General features: G+C 68.2%; 16 protein-coding genes. 7 read left to right on the forward strand and 9 right to left on the reverse strand.

Translation table 11 applies throughout. The features are described 5' to 3' along the window. Positions 1-14: 14 nt before the first annotated feature. The 4 genes from trmD to rpsP are packed head-to-tail and all read right to left on the reverse strand — an operon-like array spanning position 15 to position 2026. Positions 15-737 carry a tRNA (guanosine(37)-N1)-methyltransferase TrmD gene (gene trmD, locus ABS642_RS04675; RefSeq protein WP_350352425.1) on the reverse strand — a complete coding sequence of 241 codons (723 nt, stop codon included), beginning with the start codon at positions 735-737 and terminating at the stop codon, positions 15-17. Positions 738-756: 19 nt separating this feature from the next. Then, positions 757-1347, reverse strand: a complete 591-nt coding sequence (gene rimM / locus ABS642_RS04680) for a ribosome maturation factor RimM (protein WP_282217274.1) — start codon at positions 1345-1347, stop codon at positions 757-759. Position 1348: 1 nt separating this feature from the next. After that, positions 1349-1579 carry an RNA-binding protein gene (locus ABS642_RS04685; protein ID WP_017830729.1) on the reverse strand — a complete coding sequence of 77 codons (231 nt, stop codon included), beginning with the start codon at positions 1577-1579 and terminating at the stop codon, positions 1349-1351. 6 nt (positions 1580-1585) lie between these two features. After that, the gene (rpsP, locus tag ABS642_RS04690) at positions 1586-2026 is read right to left on the reverse strand and encodes a 30S ribosomal protein S16 (RefSeq protein ID WP_282217275.1); all 441 of its coding nucleotides are present in this window, start codon (positions 2024-2026) and stop codon (positions 1586-1588) included. Positions 2027-2232: 206 nt separating this feature from the next. On the opposite strand from rpsP, the gene ABS642_RS04695 reads away from it, so the two are divergent. After that, positions 2233-3384 carry a glutamate--cysteine ligase gene (locus ABS642_RS04695; RefSeq protein ID WP_350352426.1) on the forward strand — a complete coding sequence of 384 codons (1152 nt, stop codon included), beginning with the start codon at positions 2233-2235 and terminating at the stop codon, positions 3382-3384. A 3-nt stretch (positions 3385-3387) separates the two neighbouring features. Here ABS642_RS04695 and ABS642_RS04700 read toward each other — a convergent pair whose 3' ends face one another. Further along, the gene (locus tag ABS642_RS04700) at positions 3388-4359 is read right to left on the reverse strand and encodes a sugar-binding domain-containing protein (protein WP_282217277.1); all 972 of its coding nucleotides are present in this window, start codon (positions 4357-4359) and stop codon (positions 3388-3390) included. Positions 4360-4461: 102 nt separating this feature from the next. On the opposite strand from ABS642_RS04700, the gene ABS642_RS04705 reads away from it, so the two are divergent. From ABS642_RS04705 to glpK, 3 genes are all read left to right on the forward strand, one after another. Then, positions 4462-6171, forward strand: a complete 1710-nt coding sequence (locus ABS642_RS04705; protein ID WP_350352427.1) for a glycerol-3-phosphate dehydrogenase/oxidase — start codon at positions 4462-4464, stop codon at positions 6169-6171. Between the two features lie 92 nt (positions 6172-6263). Continuing rightward, the gene (locus ABS642_RS04710; RefSeq protein ID WP_282217279.1) at positions 6264-7019 is read left to right on the forward strand and encodes an MIP/aquaporin family protein; all 756 of its coding nucleotides are present in this window, start codon (positions 6264-6266) and stop codon (positions 7017-7019) included. Positions 7020-7058: 39 nt separating this feature from the next. Beyond that, entirely contained in the window at positions 7059-8573 is a 1515-nt protein-coding gene (gene glpK, locus ABS642_RS04715) for a glycerol kinase GlpK (RefSeq protein ID WP_350352428.1), read from the forward strand. Here glpK and ABS642_RS04720 read toward each other — a convergent pair. Next, positions 8533-9543 carry a LysR family transcriptional regulator gene (locus ABS642_RS04720; protein ID WP_350352429.1) on the reverse strand — a complete coding sequence of 337 codons (1011 nt, stop codon included), beginning with the start codon at positions 9541-9543 and terminating at the stop codon, positions 8533-8535. The two genes, glpK and ABS642_RS04720, sit on opposite strands and share 41 nt — an antisense overlap. A 39-nt stretch (positions 9544-9582) precedes the next feature. On the opposite strand from ABS642_RS04720, the gene ABS642_RS04725 reads away from it, so the two are divergent. After that, positions 9583-10491: an EamA family transporter gene (locus tag ABS642_RS04725; protein ID WP_350352430.1), complete on the forward strand. Its 909-nt coding sequence runs from the start codon at positions 9583-9585 to the stop codon at positions 10489-10491. A gap of 7 nt (positions 10492-10498) precedes the next feature. Here ABS642_RS04725 and ffh read toward each other — a convergent pair whose 3' ends face one another. Together ffh and ABS642_RS04735 are read right to left on the reverse strand one after the other, a co-directional pair. After that, positions 10499-12058: a signal recognition particle protein gene (gene ffh / locus ABS642_RS04730; RefSeq protein ID WP_350352431.1), complete on the reverse strand. Its 1560-nt coding sequence runs from the start codon at positions 12056-12058 to the stop codon at positions 10499-10501. 54 nt (positions 12059-12112) lie between these two features. Then, positions 12113-12700 (reverse strand): TetR/AcrR family transcriptional regulator, encoded by a 588-nt coding sequence (locus ABS642_RS04735; protein WP_350352432.1) that lies wholly within the window; start codon positions 12698-12700, stop codon positions 12113-12115. 96 nt (positions 12701-12796) lie between these two features. Here ABS642_RS04735 and lipB point away from each other — a divergent pair, with 96 nt between their 5' ends. Further along, positions 12797-13444: a lipoyl(octanoyl) transferase LipB gene (gene lipB, locus ABS642_RS04740; protein ID WP_350352433.1), complete on the forward strand. Its 648-nt coding sequence runs from the start codon at positions 12797-12799 to the stop codon at positions 13442-13444. Beyond that, complete coding sequence (lipA, locus tag ABS642_RS04745) at positions 13441-14430, forward strand: lipoyl synthase (protein WP_350352434.1); 990 nt, start codon at positions 13441-13443, stop codon at positions 14428-14430. Before lipB ends, lipA begins: the two co-directional genes overlap by 4 nt. Here the strand turns inward: lipA and ABS642_RS04750 are convergent. After that, on the reverse strand, positions 14427-14927 hold the full coding sequence (locus ABS642_RS04750; RefSeq protein ID WP_282217286.1) for a DUF2004 domain-containing protein: 501 nt from the start codon (positions 14925-14927) through the stop codon (positions 14427-14429). The two genes, lipA and ABS642_RS04750, sit on opposite strands and share 4 nt — an antisense overlap. Positions 14928-14967 lie beyond the last annotated feature (40 nt).

Consider the following 14967-nt stretch of genomic DNA (forward strand, 5'->3'; position numbering starts at 1 on the left):
CCGGCGAGAACGGCTCAGGACTCGGAGCGATCCTCGTCAGGCAGCAGATCCGGTCGCCGGCGGCGCGTGCGCTCGAGCTGCTGATCGCGACGCCAGGAGGCGATGACCGCATGGTTGCCGCTGAGGAGCACGTCAGGCACGGCGCGGTCCCGCCAGCTCGAGGGCTTCGTGTACGAGGGGTACTCGAGAAGACCGTCCTCGTGGCTCTCCTCGACGAGGCTCTCGGGGTTGCCGACGACCCCGGGGATGAGGCGTCCGATGGCCTCGATCATCGCCATCGTGGCGACCTCGCCACCGTTGAGCACGTAGTCTCCGAGGCTGATCAGTCGCACCTCACCGAGGTCGGCGGCGTACTCGAAGACGCGCTCGTCGATGCCCTCGTAACGACCGCAGCCGAAGATCAGGTGCTGACGCGAGGACAGCTCGCGTGCGGTCGCCTGAGTGAAGACCTCGCCCGCGGGCGAGGGGAAGATGATGGTCGGGCGCTCGGCATCGGCGGACGCGGAAGGCGCCGCCGCGAGCTCGTCGAGCGCGAGACCCCAGGGCTCCGGCTTCATGACCATGCCGGCACCACCGCCGTAAGGCGTGTCGTCGACCGTGCGGTGACGGTCGGAGGTCCAGTCGCGCAGATCCCGGACGTGCAGGTCGAGGATGCCGGCGTCCCTGGCCTTGCCGAGGAGCGAGAGCGTCAGCCCGTCGAAGTACGACGGGAAGATCGAGAGGACGTCGATGCGCACGGGGGAACCGTATCAGCGGTCACTCGGACGCGTCGGCGTCCGAGGCGTCTTCCGGCTCGGCATCCGGCAGCTCCTCGAAGAGCCCGGGAGGCGGCGTGACGATGACGCGGCCGTTGGCGACGTCGACGGTCGGCACGATCGCCGCGACGAACGGGACCATGACCTCCTTGTCGCCGGACTTCACGATGAGGAGATCCTGGGCCGGGAAGTGCTCGACGCGCGAGACACGCCCCACGACGACGTCCTCGCGGACCACGTCCAGCCCGACGAGCTGGTGATCGAACCAGGCGTCGTCCTCGACCTCGTCGTCATCCTGATCGATCCAGAGGATCGCCTTGACCAGGCTCTCGGCACCTTCGCGGTCGTCGACGTCGTCGAAGAAGACGACGGGGTTGCCGTTCATCACGCGATATTCGCGGACGGTGATGTCCTTGCCGTGCCACGGAGATGCCTCAGGCACCTGCACCGTGAACGCGGCGCCGGGGACGAAACGTCGCTCCGGATTGTCCGTGTACAGCTCCAGCTTCAGGGCGCCCTTGAGGCCATGGGCCTTGACGAGACGCCCGACGCGCAGCTGGTTCTTGCCCTGGTTGCGGTCCTTCGACACCACGTCAGTCGTCCGCGACGTCGACGCGGACCCGGCGCCCGTCGGCGAGAGCGCTGACGAGGGTGCGAAGGGCCTTGGCCGTGCGGCCGCCGCGCCCGATCACGCGTCCACGGTCATCGGGGTGCACGCGCACCTCGAGGAGGTCGCCTCGCGGCGACGTGGATTCGTTGATGCGGACATCCTCCGGGTGATCGACGATCCCCTTGACGATGTGTTCGAGCGCGGCGGCGAGCACGACGGATTACTCTGCGTCGGCGGCGGGAGCCTCAGCGGCCTCCGCGTCGGCGGCGGGAGCGGCGGGAGCCTCCTCAGCGGGAGCCTCTGCCTTCTTCTCGACCTTGGGCTTGACGACCGACTTCTTGGAGCCGTCGATCTCGAAGGGAGCCTTGGGCTCCTTGACCTTGACAGTCGACTTCGCGTCCTTGTCGCCCTTGAACTTGCCCCAGTCGCCCGTGAGCTTGAGGATGGCGGCGACCTGCTCGGTCGGCTGCGCGCCGACGGAGAGCCAGTACTGCGCGCGGTCGGAGTCGACCTCGATGAAGGAGGGCTCCTCGGTGGGGTGGTACTTGCCGATCTCCTCGATCACGCGACCGTCGCGCTTGGTCTTCGAGTCGGCGACGACGATGCGGTAGTACGGAGCGCGGATCTTGCCCAGGCGCTTGAGACGAATCTTTACAGCCACGATTCTCCTGAATTGTGTGGAAGGAAGGAACTGATCGCCTGGAGCGTGGGGTGCACACCCGGCGGAAGCTCAATGGGTGGACGACAGCTGGATAGAGGGTCGAGCAGGTCGTCCGACCTTCTATTCTGCCAGATCCCCGTCCCAGTCGCGAAACGCGGGGAAACGGCGCTGACCGTGTCGCCACGCCTGCGTGTCAGACTGTGCTCGTGAAGCTCGAGTTCGCCCCCTCCGCCCGATCCACCGTCGGCATCGAATGGGAGATCATGCTCGCGGATCCCGTGAGCGGTGACCTCGTCGGACGCGCTCCCGAGCTGCTGGATGCCCTGGAGGAGGAGAGCGCCGACGAGCGCCACACGGTCACCGGCGAGCTGCTCACGAACACCATCGAGGTCACCAGCGGCATCGGCGACTCCGTCGCGCACGCGGTGGACGACATCGCCAACGCGATCGCCGCGGTCCGCTCGGCCACCGACCCCGCGGGGATCGAACTCCTGTCGGCTGGAAGCCACCCCTTCGCGCAGTGGTACGACCAGGAGGTGACCGACAAGACGCGGTACCACACCCTCATCGAGCGCACGCAGTGGTGGGGGCGCAACATGATGATCTGGGGCATCCACGTGCACATCGGCGTCGAGGACCACCGCAAGGTCTTCCCCATCATCAACGCGCTCGCAGGCTTCCTCCCCCATCTGCAGGCTCTGGCGGCCTCGAGCCCGTTCTGGGCGGGCGAGCGCACCGGCTACGCGTCCAACCGTGCGCTCGTGTTCCAGCAGCTGCCGACAGCCGGACTCCCCTGGCCGCTGCACGACTGGTCGCAGTACGAGTCGTATCTCGACGACATGGTCCGCACCGGCGTCATGGCCGATGCCACGGAGGTGCGCTGGGACATCCGGCCCGCCCCGCGCTGGGGAACCATCGAGGTGCGCGCCTGCGACGGCATGTCCACGCTGCCCGAGCTCGCCTCGGTCGCCGCTCTCGTGCAGGTGCTGGTCGAGGACTTCTCCCGGCAGCTCGACGAGGGGCGCACGCTTCCGGAGATGCCGGCCTGGTTCCATCGGGAGAACAAGTGGCGAGCCGCCCGGTACGGCATGGACGCTCGCGTGATCGTCGACGCGGCGGGAAGACAGCGTCCGGTCCGCGAGCACCTCTCGGAGATTCTCGAGGAGCTCGCGCCGGTGGCGGTGGAGCTCGGGTGCGTGCGCGAGTTCGGCAGCATCGCGACCACTCTGGAAGACGGCGCGAGCTACGAGCGCCAGCTCACGATCGCGAATGCGACGGCCGGAGACCTCGGCGCCGTGGTGCAGCACCTGATCCGAGAGTTCCGATCGGGACCCGAGTCGTCGATCGAGGAGCGATAGCGCTCAGTCCTCGAGGAGCCGGCGCGCCAGCCCTTCGTCCAGGACGACGTCGGTGATGAGCTCGGCCGCGATCGCGGCGTGCAGGCTGACGAGCTTCGGGATGCCGGAGACCACGCAGACCCGCCGCGGTACACGACGGAGGCGGTCGAGCCCGGGTCCCGTCGCCCGCGCGTTGACACGGATGTCCCGCCATGTGCCGTCGGCGCGGAAGAAGACCGTCGCGACGTCGCCGATCGCGTGATCCTCGCGGAGGCTCCGGTAGTCCTCGCGGCCGAGATAGCCGCCGACGTACACGCGGCTCGGGACCTCGGCCGCCGGCGAGCCGAGGCTGAACACGGCGATGTCCATCTTCGCCTGGAGGTCGAGGACGCGCCGCGTGCTGCGCTCCCGCCACATCGCCTCGCGAGTCGCCGGATCGTCGAAGAAGGCCGGCACCGGGAACTGCTGCACCTGGGCGCCGAAGGCGCTGCCGAAGCGCTGCAGGATGTCGCTGGAGTACTCCACGCCACTGGTCTGCGTGTTGCCCGCCCCGTTGAGCTGCACGAACGTCGTGTTGTGCGTCTCCTTCTGCGTGAGCCCGCGGCTGACCGCGCTGATCGTGGAACCCCAGGCGACGCCGATGATCATGTTGGAGTCGACGAACTGCGACAGAAGGCGTCCTGCGGTCAGCGCGACTCGCTCCAGGCGCTCGACCTCGCTGACGATCTCCGGCATCGGGACCACGTGAGCGGCGACGCGGTAGCGGTCGCGGATGCGCTGCTCCAGCATGCCGAGCCGTTCCAGCGGTGAGTTGATGCGGATGTCGACCAGCCCGCTCTCCCTGGCGAAGCTCAGCAGACGCGAGACCGAGGAGCGCGATGTGTGCAGCTCCTGCGCGATGACCTCCATCGTCTTGTCCTGCATGTAGTAGAGCTGCGCAGCGGTGAGCGCCGCGATCAGCTTCGCGTCGCGTGATTGCGCTCCGGGACCTGACATGACAACCTCCTCGACCTCGATCCTTGCACATATGTGCAGTGGGGTTGCGCACGGCGGTCGTGGAGGTCGATGCTGGGGGCAAGCAAGGAAGAGAGTTCGAGAATGAACGATTCGACACACTCATCGGCGGAGCGGGCCGAGGTCCGCGATATCCGCGAATCCGGCAGGACGAGCGTCCTCGTCATCGGCGGCGGGATCAATGGCATCTCGACGTTCCGGGACCTGGCCCTTCAGGGTGTGGATGTGCTCCTCGTCGAACGCGGCGACTTCGCGTCGGGCGCTTCGGCGGCGTCGAGCCACATGATCCACGGCGGCATCCGCTATCTGGAGAACGGCGAGTTCCGCCTCGTCCGTGAGTCGGTCCAGGAGCGCAACGGCCTCCTGAAGATCGCCCCGCACTACGTCAAGCCCCTGCAGACGACGATCCCGATCTACTCGACGTTCTCCGGAATCCTCTCCGCTCCCCTGCGCTTCCTCACGCACAAGAGCGGCAAGCCGCAGGAGCGTGGCGCGTTCCTGATCAAGGTCGGCCTGACGATCTACGACACGTTCTCTCGCGACGGCGGCATGGTGCCGCGCCACCGCTTCCTCGGACGCAAGAAGTCCCTCGCCGAGCTCCCCTCGCTCGACCCGAACATCAAGTACACCGCCACGTACTACGACGCGTCGATGCACGACCCGGAGCGTCTCGCGCTCGACGTCCTGCAGGACGGCCTCGCCGCGCACCCGGGAGCGCACGCGCTCAACTACGTCGAGGCCATCGCGCGCGACGGCGACACCGTTGTGCTCCGCGATCGTGAGAGCGGCACGGAATTCTCCGTGAAGGCCGACGTGGTCGTGAACGCATCCGGCCCCTGGACCGACCTGACCAACGACGCGCTGGGCGTCGACAGCCGGTTCATGGGCGGCACGAAGGGCTCGCACATCGTGCTCGATCACCCGGAACTGCTCGAGGCGACGCAGAGCCGTGAGATCTTCTTCGAGCACTCCGATGGACGCATCGTCCTCATCTACCCGCTCAAGGGACGGGTCCTCGTCGGCACGACCGACATCGACGCCGACCCGCGCGAAGTGGCTGTCTGCACCGACGAAGAGGTCGACTACTTCTTCGAGCTTGTCCACCACGTCTTCCCGAGCATCCCGGTCTCGCGCGATCAGATCGTGTACAAGTTCTCGGGCATCCGGCCCCTGCCGCGGCACGAGGATACCGCTCCCGGTTTCGTGTCGCGCGACTATCGCGTCGAGGTCGACGACAAGGGTTCCGTGCCGCTCGTCAGCCTCGTCGGCGGCAAGTGGACGACGTTCCGCGCCCTGGGCGAATCGCTCTCCGACATCGTCCTCGGCCTCATCGACCGCACCCGCACCGTCTCGACGGCCGGACGCGCCATCGGCGGCGGACGCGACTTCCCGCGCACCGAGAAGGCCAAGCGCATCTGGATCCAGGAGAACCTCCCGGGTGCAGGTCCGCGCGCCGAGCGTCTCCTCGCCCGATACGGCACGCGCGCCGCACAGGTCTGGGCGTACGTCGAGCAGGGTGCGGATGCACCGCTGGCCGGCGGCGACCTCTCCACCCGCGAGCTGGAGTGGATGGTCGAGCACGAGATGGTGACGCGCCTGGAGGACGTGATCCTCCGCCGCACGAGCATCGCCTTCATCGGAAACGCGGATGCCGACGTGCTCGACGAGATCGCCGATGCGCTGGCCCCTCTCCTCGGGTGGGACCGTGCGCGGCACGACGCCGAGCTCGAGCAGACCCGCGTGCTGCTGAACGAACGACATGGTCTTCACATCTCGTCCCGCGCCCGCGGCTGACGAGAGATCCGACCGTCGCCCTCCTTGCGACGCAACTCCCTCACCGTGTCGGGGCAGAGGGGCCCCGACACTCAAGAAAGGTCAATGAAGACATGGCTGATGTGAATCTCGGTCTCTACTTCCTGTCGGAGCTCGTCGGCACAGCGATGCTGATCCTCCTGGGTTGTGGTGTCGTCGCCAACGTCGCTCTCGCGAAGAACAAGGGCTTCGCCGGCGGCTTCCTGATGGTCAACTGGGGATGGGGCCTCGCGGTCTTCGCCGGTGTGCTCGTCTCCGCGTACTCCGGTGCGATCCTCAACCCCGCCGTCGGCATCGGCCTCCTGGTCGCCGGCAAGATCTCCTTCGTGATGTTCCTCACCGCCACCGGTGCAGAACTGCTCGGAGCGATCATCGGTGCGATCCTCGTGTGGCTCGCCTACAAGCAGCACTTCGACGAGGAGCCGGAGGCCGCCAACAAGCTCGGCGTCTTCTCGACCGGCCCCGCGATCCGCTCCTACGGCTGGAACCTCATCACGGAGATCATCGGCACGTTCGTGCTGGTGTTCGTCATCTTCGCGTTCGCCGACTACGGCGACATCGAGGTCGGCACGCCCGGAGGCCTCGGACCGCTCACGGCCCTTCCTGTCGCGCTGCTCGTGGTCGCGATCGGCGCCTCGCTCGGTGGACCGACCGGTTACGCGATCAACCCGGCCCGTGACCTCGGCCCGCGAATCGCGCACGCCATCCTGCCCATCAAGGGCAAGGGCTCCAGCGACTGGTCCTACTCGTGGGTCCCCGTCGTCGGCCCGCTCATCGGTGGTGTCATCGCCGCCCTCGCCGCACCCGCGCTGCTCGGCCTCGCCGGCTGACGCATCACGCATCCGCACGCTATTCAAAGGAGAAGCACAGTGGCTGACTACATCATCGCCATCGACCAGGGAACGACCTCGAGCCGTGCCATCATCTTCGACAAGAAGGGCAGCATCATCGAGTCGGGCCAGAAGGAGCACGAGCAGATCCTTCCGAAGGCCGGCTGGGTCGAGCACGATGCCGCCGAGATCTGGCGCAACGTCCAGGAGGTCATCGGGCTCGCGCTGAGCCGCGCGGACCTCACCCGTCACGACATCGCCGCGATCGGCATCACCAACCAGCGCGAGACCGCGGTGGTGTGGGACCGGAAGACCGGCAAGCCGATCTACAACGCGATCGTCTGGCAGGACACGCGCACGCAGGAGATCGTCGACCGCCTCGCAGCCGATGGCGGAGGCGACCGCTTCAAGAACATCGTCGGCCTGCCGCTGGCGACGTACTTCTCCGGCACCAAGATCGCCTGGATCCTGGAGAACGTCGACGGCGCCCGCGAGAAGGCGGAGGCCGGCGACCTGGCCTTCGGCACCACGGACAGCTGGGTGCTGTGGAACCTCACCGGCGGCGTCGACGGCGGCGTGCACGCGACAGACGTCACGAACGCCTCCCGCACGATGTTCATGGACCTCGAGACGCTCGAGTGGCGCGACGACATCCTCGAGGCATTCGGTGTGCCGCGCTCGATGATGCCGGAGATCCGCTCCTCGTCCGAGGTGTACGGGAATGCGGAGGACTCGTCGCTGCTGCGCGAGACGCCGATCGCCGGTATCCTCGGCGACCAGCAGGCTGCGACGTTCGGTCAGGCCGCCTTCAACACGGGTGAGAGCAAGAACACCTACGGCACGGGCTGCTTCCTGATCTTCAACACGGGCGAGGAGATCGTCCACTCGAAGAACGGGCTGCTCACCACCGTCGGGTACAAGCTCGGCGACGGACCGACGCACTACGCGCTCGAGGGATCGATCGCCGTCACGGGCTCGCTGATCCAGTGGCTGCGCGACCAGCTCGGCATCATCTCCTCGGCCCCCGAGGTCGAGAAGCTGGCCGAGCAGGTCGAGGACAACGGGGGCGTCTACATCGTGCCCGCGTTCTCCGGACTGTTCGCTCCCTACTGGCGCCCGGATGCTCGCGGTGCCATCGTCGGGCTCACCCGGTACGCGAACAAGAACCACATCGCGCGCGCGGCCCTCGAGGCCGTGGCGTTCCAGACCCGCGACGTGCTCGACGCGGTCAACGCCGATGCCGGTGTCGACCTCACCGAGCTCAAGGTCGACGGCGGCATGGTCGCGAACGACGCGCTCATGCAGTTCCAGGCCGATGTGCTCGGCGTTCCGGTCGTCCGTCCGGTCGTCGCCGAGACCACCGCGCTGGGTGCCGCCTACGCCGCGGGCCTCGCGGTGGGCTTCTGGAACGGCCTGGACGACCTCTCCGCCAACTGGCAGGAGGACAAGCGCTGGGAGCCGTCGATGGAAGACGGCGAACGCGACCGTCAGCTGCGCCTGTGGCGCAAGGCCGTCACGAAGTCGATGGACTGGGTCGACGAGGACGTGAAGTAGTCGCAACACCAGGAAGCGGGCTCGGAGTCTTCTCCGGGCCCGCTTCTTCGTGTGCGGATGGGGACTCCTCGAGCACCGCCAGGAAGGCGCGGGCGACGCTGCGAGGCGCGGCGGCATCCCAGGCCACGTACTCCACCCGCACCGGACCACGGCGCACGTCGACCGTGACGACGTAGGCCGTGGAACGGGCCACCACGCCAGGGGCGAGCAGCGTGACCGCGAGCCCCGCCGCGACGAGCCCGAGGATGAGCTCGGCCGAGTCGGCTTCGAAGGCGACATCGCGGGCCACACCTTCAGCCGCGAACGCCGCGTCGCTCTGTGCGCGCCCGGACGTCCCCGCGGGGAAGTCGGCGAAGGTCATGCCGGCGAGGTCGCGGATCCTGACGGATGCCGACTTCGCCAGGACATGTGCGGACGGGACGACGGCCACCAGGCTCTCGGTGACGAGCAGCCTCGAGGCGACGCCGCTCGGTTGGACATCTTCGCGGAGCCCGAGCAAGGCGACATCGAGCTCGCCGGCGCGGATCGCCGCCATCAACGCGTCGCTGTTCCCGACCTGCAGCTCCACGCGAACCGCGGGATGTGCGGCCCGATACGCGACGAGCAGAGCGGGGACATCCACAGCCGTCACCGTCGGAATGACGCCGAGTCGAAGCGTGCCGACGATCTCACCGGCGGCCGCGGCTGCGTCCTCCTTGGCCTGCTCCGTCGCGAGCAGAGCAGCCCTGGCGTGCGGGACGAAGGCCTCGCCCGCCTCGGTCAGGCGGACGCTGCGACTCGAACGCACGAACAGCCGCTGGCCGAGCTCGCGTTCGAGCGCGGCGATCTGGTGGCTGAGCGCCGACTGCGTGACGAAGCACCGTTCCGCCGCGCGTGTGAAACTCGATGTCGCTGCCACCTCGACGACGTAACGCAGCTGCTGCAGGTCCATGTGCTCATGATCCCTCTTCATGATTGCGGTGACAAGCATGCGTTGGACTCATCGTCGTGCGGCGAGGAGGCTGAGAGCATGAACCGACTGACGATCGTCCTGCTGACGGCCCTCGCCCCGATCGCCTGGGGAACGACGTATCTCGTCACCACCGAACTCCTGCCCGCCGGGCATCCGCTGTTCGCCGGGCTGCTCCGGTCGCTCCCTGCCGGACTCCTCGCCGTAGCGATCAGTCGACAGCTCCCCCATGGCGCGTGGTGGTGGAAGTCCCTGGTGCTCGGAGCCCTGAACATCGGCGCGTTCTTCCCGCTGCTGTTCCTCGCGGCGGAACGGCTCCCCGGTGGCGTCGCCGCCGCGGTCGCCGGTGCCCAGCCGCTGATCGTGCTCGCGCTCGGCGCCCTCGTCCTGCAGGAGCGGATCCGTCCGACCACAGCGGCTGCAGCCGTCGCCGGTGCCGGCGGCGTGGCGCTCGTCGTCCTCGGGCCGGCCGCCGAACTGGACCTCTGGGGCATCCTGGCGGCTCTGGGCGGCGTCTCGGCCACCGGAGTCGGCATGATCCTCACCAAGCGCTGGGGTCGCCCGAACGGCGTCGGTCCGGTCGGGTATGCGGGCTGGCAGCTCACGGCCGGAGGACTCCTGCTGCTGCCCGTCACGCTGCTCGTCGAGGGCGTCCCGGCGACCATCGACGGAGGCGCCGCCCTCGGCTACCTGTGGCTGGGGACAGCGGGAGGGATCGTCGCTTACACGCTCTGGTTCCGCGGCATCCAGCAGCTGCCGGTGATCGCCCCCGGCCTGCTCGCGCTGCTCTCCCCCATCGTCGCGACGGTCCTCGGCACCCTGGTCGCCGGAGAGGCCTTCACGCCCATCCAGGCCGTCGGCTTCACCATCACGCTCGCGGCGCTCGTGCTGGGGCAGGTCTTCGCGCGTCAAGCGCGCGCGACCGTGCCGCCGGTCGAGCCCACGGCCGCCTTGGCGCCGCAGCGCTGAGAGCGGCTCAGCCCTTGCCGAACAGCTTCTGGATCTCGGCGAGGTCGGCCTCGCTCGGTGCCTGAGCGCCGCCACCGCCGAGACCGAACCCGGAGCCGGTGGGCGCCGTGGTCGAGGCGATACCCGCGTTCTCGGCCGCACGCTTGGCCGGGTTCCCGGAGCGCGAGCCCCCGGAGGACTTGCCCTTCTTCCCCCGCTTCGACGACGCGCCGGGACGGCCCATCCCGGGCACCGCGCCCATACCTGGGATGTTCGGGGTGCCGCCGCGGGCGACCGTCTTCATCATCTTCGCGGCCTGCTCGAAGCGCTGGACGAGCTGGTTCACATCGGTCACGGTCATGCCGGAGCCGCGGGCGATGCGCAGGCGGCGTGAGCCGTTGAGGACCTTCGGGTTGCGGCGCTCGACCGGCGTCATCGAGCGGATGATCGCCTCGGTACGGTCGATCTCGCGCTCGTCGAAGTCCTCGAGCTGCTGCTTCATCTGGCCCATGCCCGGGAGCATCCCGAGCATCTTCTTCATCGACCCCATCTTCTTCATCTGCTGAAGCTGGTCGAGGAAGTCCTCGAGGGTGAAGGCCTCGTTCGCGAGCTTCTCGGCCATCTTCGTGGCCTCTTCCTCATCGAAGGCGTTCTGCGCCTGCTCGATGAGGGTGAGGATGTCGCCGAGGTCGAGGATGCGGCTCGCCATGCGGTCGGGGTAGAAAGGCTCGAGGTCCTCGAGACGCTCACCCGTCGAGGCGAAGATGATCGGACGGCCGGTGATGGATGCCACCGAGAGCGCCGCGCCACCGCGTGCGTCGCCGTCGAGCTTCGACAGCACGACGCCGGTGAAGTCGACGCCTTCCTGGAACGCCTTCGCGGTGTTGACCGCGTCCTGCCCGATCATCGCGTCGATGACGAACAGGACCTCGTCGGGGTCCACCGCCTTGCGGATGTCGGAGGCCTGCTTCATGAGCTCGGCGTCGACGCCGAGACGGCCGGCGGTGTCGATGATGACCACGTCGTGCTGCTGGCGACGGGCGTGCTCGACGCCATCGCGCGAGACCTTGACCGGGTCACCGACGCCGTTGCCGGGCTCGGGCGCGTACACCGCGGCTCCGGCCTGCTGCGCGACGACCTGCAGCTGGTTGACGGCGTTCGGTCGCTGCAGGTCGGCGGCGACGAGAAGCGGGGTGTGACCCTCGCCCTCGAGCTGCTTCGCCAGCTTTCCGGCGAACGTCGTCTTTCCCGAACCCTGGAGGCCGGCGAGCATGATCACGGTCGGCGCGGTCTTCGCGAACTGCAGACGCCGCTGCTCGCCGCCGAGGATCTGCACGAGCTCCTCGTTGACGATCTGCACGACCTGCTGTGCGGGGTTGAGGGCCTTGTTCACCTCGTCGCCGAGCGCGCGTTCGCGCACCTTGGCGGTGAAGTCCTTCACTACGACGAGCGCGACGTCGGCGTCGAGCAGCGCGCGACGGATCTCGCGCACGGTGCCGTCGACGTCGGCCGCGGTGAGCTTCCCCTTCGTGCGAAGGTTGCGGAAGGTCTCGGTGAGCCGATCGGAGAGCGTGCCAAAGGTAGCCATGGTGCTGTCGATTCTACGCGAGCGGAGCCGCGCGCCGATCCGAGTCGGTGAGGTTCAATCCGCCCAGGGCAGATCGTGGATCGTGCCGAGCGCCCGCAGCAGGACAGCCTCGGGCGTGCCCTGGCCGGCGCCGTGCTCCGCCCAGACCCGCAGCGAGGACAGCACGGCGGCCGCGTGGGCCGCTCCGAGGATATCGGCGCGGACGACGTCGACGCCCGATGCACTGGCGGCTCGGGCGACCGCTGTGGAGAGCCGAGCGAGTCGCAGGCCGGTGTCGCGCACGAGCTCTTCCTGCAGGCCCATCGCCGCCGCGTTCCGGAGGGCGAGGGCGAGGGGGTCCGGTTCGAAATCCCGTACGACGAGGAGCAGGATGCCGCGCACGGCGTCTCCTGTCGCGTGCCTGCCGAGGCTCTCGAGTGACGTGATCGCGTGCCCGATCCGCTCGTCCACGCCCGACCACAGCACGTCGCTCTTGGAGGTGAAGTAGTTGAAGAAGCTCGAGCGGCTCACCCCGGCGCGCTGGGTGATGTCAGCCACCGAGGTCGCGTCGTAGCCGCGCTCCAGGAAGAGCTCGCACGCCGCTTCGGCGAGCGTCTCCCGCGACGACGCCTTGGGGCGACCCGCGCGACCGGTGGAGTTCATGCTTTCACGGTACCGCCCGTCGCGGGGCCCTGAGCCGTCCGCACGGATGAGGGGTATTGTTAGACGCAATCCAACTACCCCATGAAGGTGGCAATGATGCTCGACATCCTCACTCCGGGTTTCGCACCGAACCCCGTGCCGTACACCGACGGATGGGAGCTGCAGCGTCGCGTCCACGCCGACGTCGTGCAGGGCACCCGACCCGACACTCTCATCCTGCTCGAGCACGAGGCCGTCTACACGGCCGGCAAGCGGACCGAGCCTCAGGAGCGCCCTCAGGACGGCACGCCCGTGGTCGACGTCGACCGCGGCGGTAAGATCACCTGGCACGGACCGGGGCAGCTCGTCGGCTATCCGATCGTCCGGCTGCCCGAGCCCATGGACGTGGTGGCCCACGTCCGCCGTCTGGAGCGTCTGCTGATCGATGTCCTGCGCCCGTTCGGCGTCGAGGGCTACCAGGTGGACGGCCGCAGCGGTGTCTGGGTGCGCCGCCCCCTCTCCGAGGACAAGGTCGCCGCCATCGGCGTGCGTGTGCAGCAGGGTGTGACGATGCACGGCTTCGCGATCAACTGCGACAACTCGCTCGCCGGGTTCCGCGACATCATCCCGTGCGGGATCACCGACGCCGGCGTCACCACGGTGAGCGAGGTCGTGGGCCGGACGGTCACCCCGGCCGATCTCGTCGACGCCGTGATCGCCGCCTTCACCACCGACTACGCCGACCTCGCAGGAGCATCCGCATGACCGCCGCACCCGAAGGGCGCAAGCTCCTCCGCCTCGAGATCCGGAACGCCGAGACGCCCATCGAGCGCAAGCCCGAGTGGATCAAGACCAAGGCGAAGATGGGCCCGGAGTACACCGCCCTGCACTCCCTCGTGAAGAGCGAGGATCTGCACACGGTGTGTCAGGAAGCCGGATGCCCGAACATCTTCGAGTGCTGGGAGGACCGGGAGGCGACGTTCCTCATCGGCGGCTCCCAGTGCACGCGGCGCTGCGACTTCTGCCAGATCGACACCGGCAAGCCCGACGCATACGACACCGACGAACCGCGCCGCGTGGCCGAGAGCGTCCAGCGGATGAACCTCCGGTACGCCACCGTGACGAGCGTCGCCCGAGACGACCTGCCCGATACGGGCGCGTGGCTCAACGCCGAGACGGTCCGCAAGATCCACGAGCTCAACCCGAACACCGGTGTCGAACTGCTCGCGAACGAGCACAACGCCGATCCGGCCTTCCTCGGCCAGATCTTCGACGCGCGCCCCGAGGTCTTCGCGCACAATGTCGAGACGGTGCCCCGCATCTTCAAGCGCATCCGGCCGGCATTCCGTTACGAGCGGTCGCTGGACGTGCTCACGCAGGGTCGCAACGCCGGACTCATCACCAAGTCGAATCTGATCCTCGGTATGGGCGAAGAGCCCGAAGAGGTCGTCCAGGCTCTGCAGGATCTGCACGACGCCGGCTGCGACATCATCACGATCACGCAGTACCTGCGCCCCACGCCGCGCCACCTTCCGGTCGCCCGCTGGGTCAAGCCCGCCGAGTTCGTCGAGTTCAAGGAGGAGGCCGAGCGCATCGGCTTCCTTGGCGTGCTCGCGGGACCCCTCGTCCGCTCGTCGTACCGCGCCGGCCGACTGTGGGCGCAGTCGATGGCGTCGAAAGGACGCGAGATCCCCGCCCACCTGGCGCACATCGCCGAGAGCGCGGACCTGGGCTTCGCGCAGGCGGTCTAGTCGGCGCTCATGACCGACTGAACACTGCCGTCGGAACCGAGGTTCACGAGCAGGACGTCGTCGGTCGAGCTGTCGTCCAGTGCGTACTCGAGAACGGCGAAAGGCTCCGAGCCGCCGTGCTCGTCGGCGAGGATCGTCATGCTCATCAGCCGCAGCGAACGGATGATGTCGACCGCGGCATCGCCCGATACGTCGACGAGCACCTCGGGGAGATCCTCACCGTAGGTCTCCTGCTGCTGGAGGATGTACTCGGTCACCTCACTCGTGCGATCGTCCACCTCGGAGAGCATTCCCCGACGCGCGGTGTCGTCGACGCTCTCCAGGCCCGCGATGAGGCTCGCGGCGATGTCGAGCGCGTCAGCGGACACGTCGTCCTGGTCAGGAGCCGTCAGATCGACGGTGACGCTCTGATCGCCGAGCTCGACGGTCTCCGACCAGAAGATCGAGCCGTCGGGTCCTGACGAGAGGAGTCCGAAGTAGTCGTGTTCGATCGCCATAACGCTATGAAACCAGCCTCGTGCTCACTGCGGTAGCCCT

Origin of the sequence: Microbacterium sp. A8/3-1 (assembly GCF_040267695.1) — a bacterium.
GTDB lineage: Bacteria > Actinomycetota > Actinomycetes > Actinomycetales > Microbacteriaceae > Microbacterium > Microbacterium luteolum.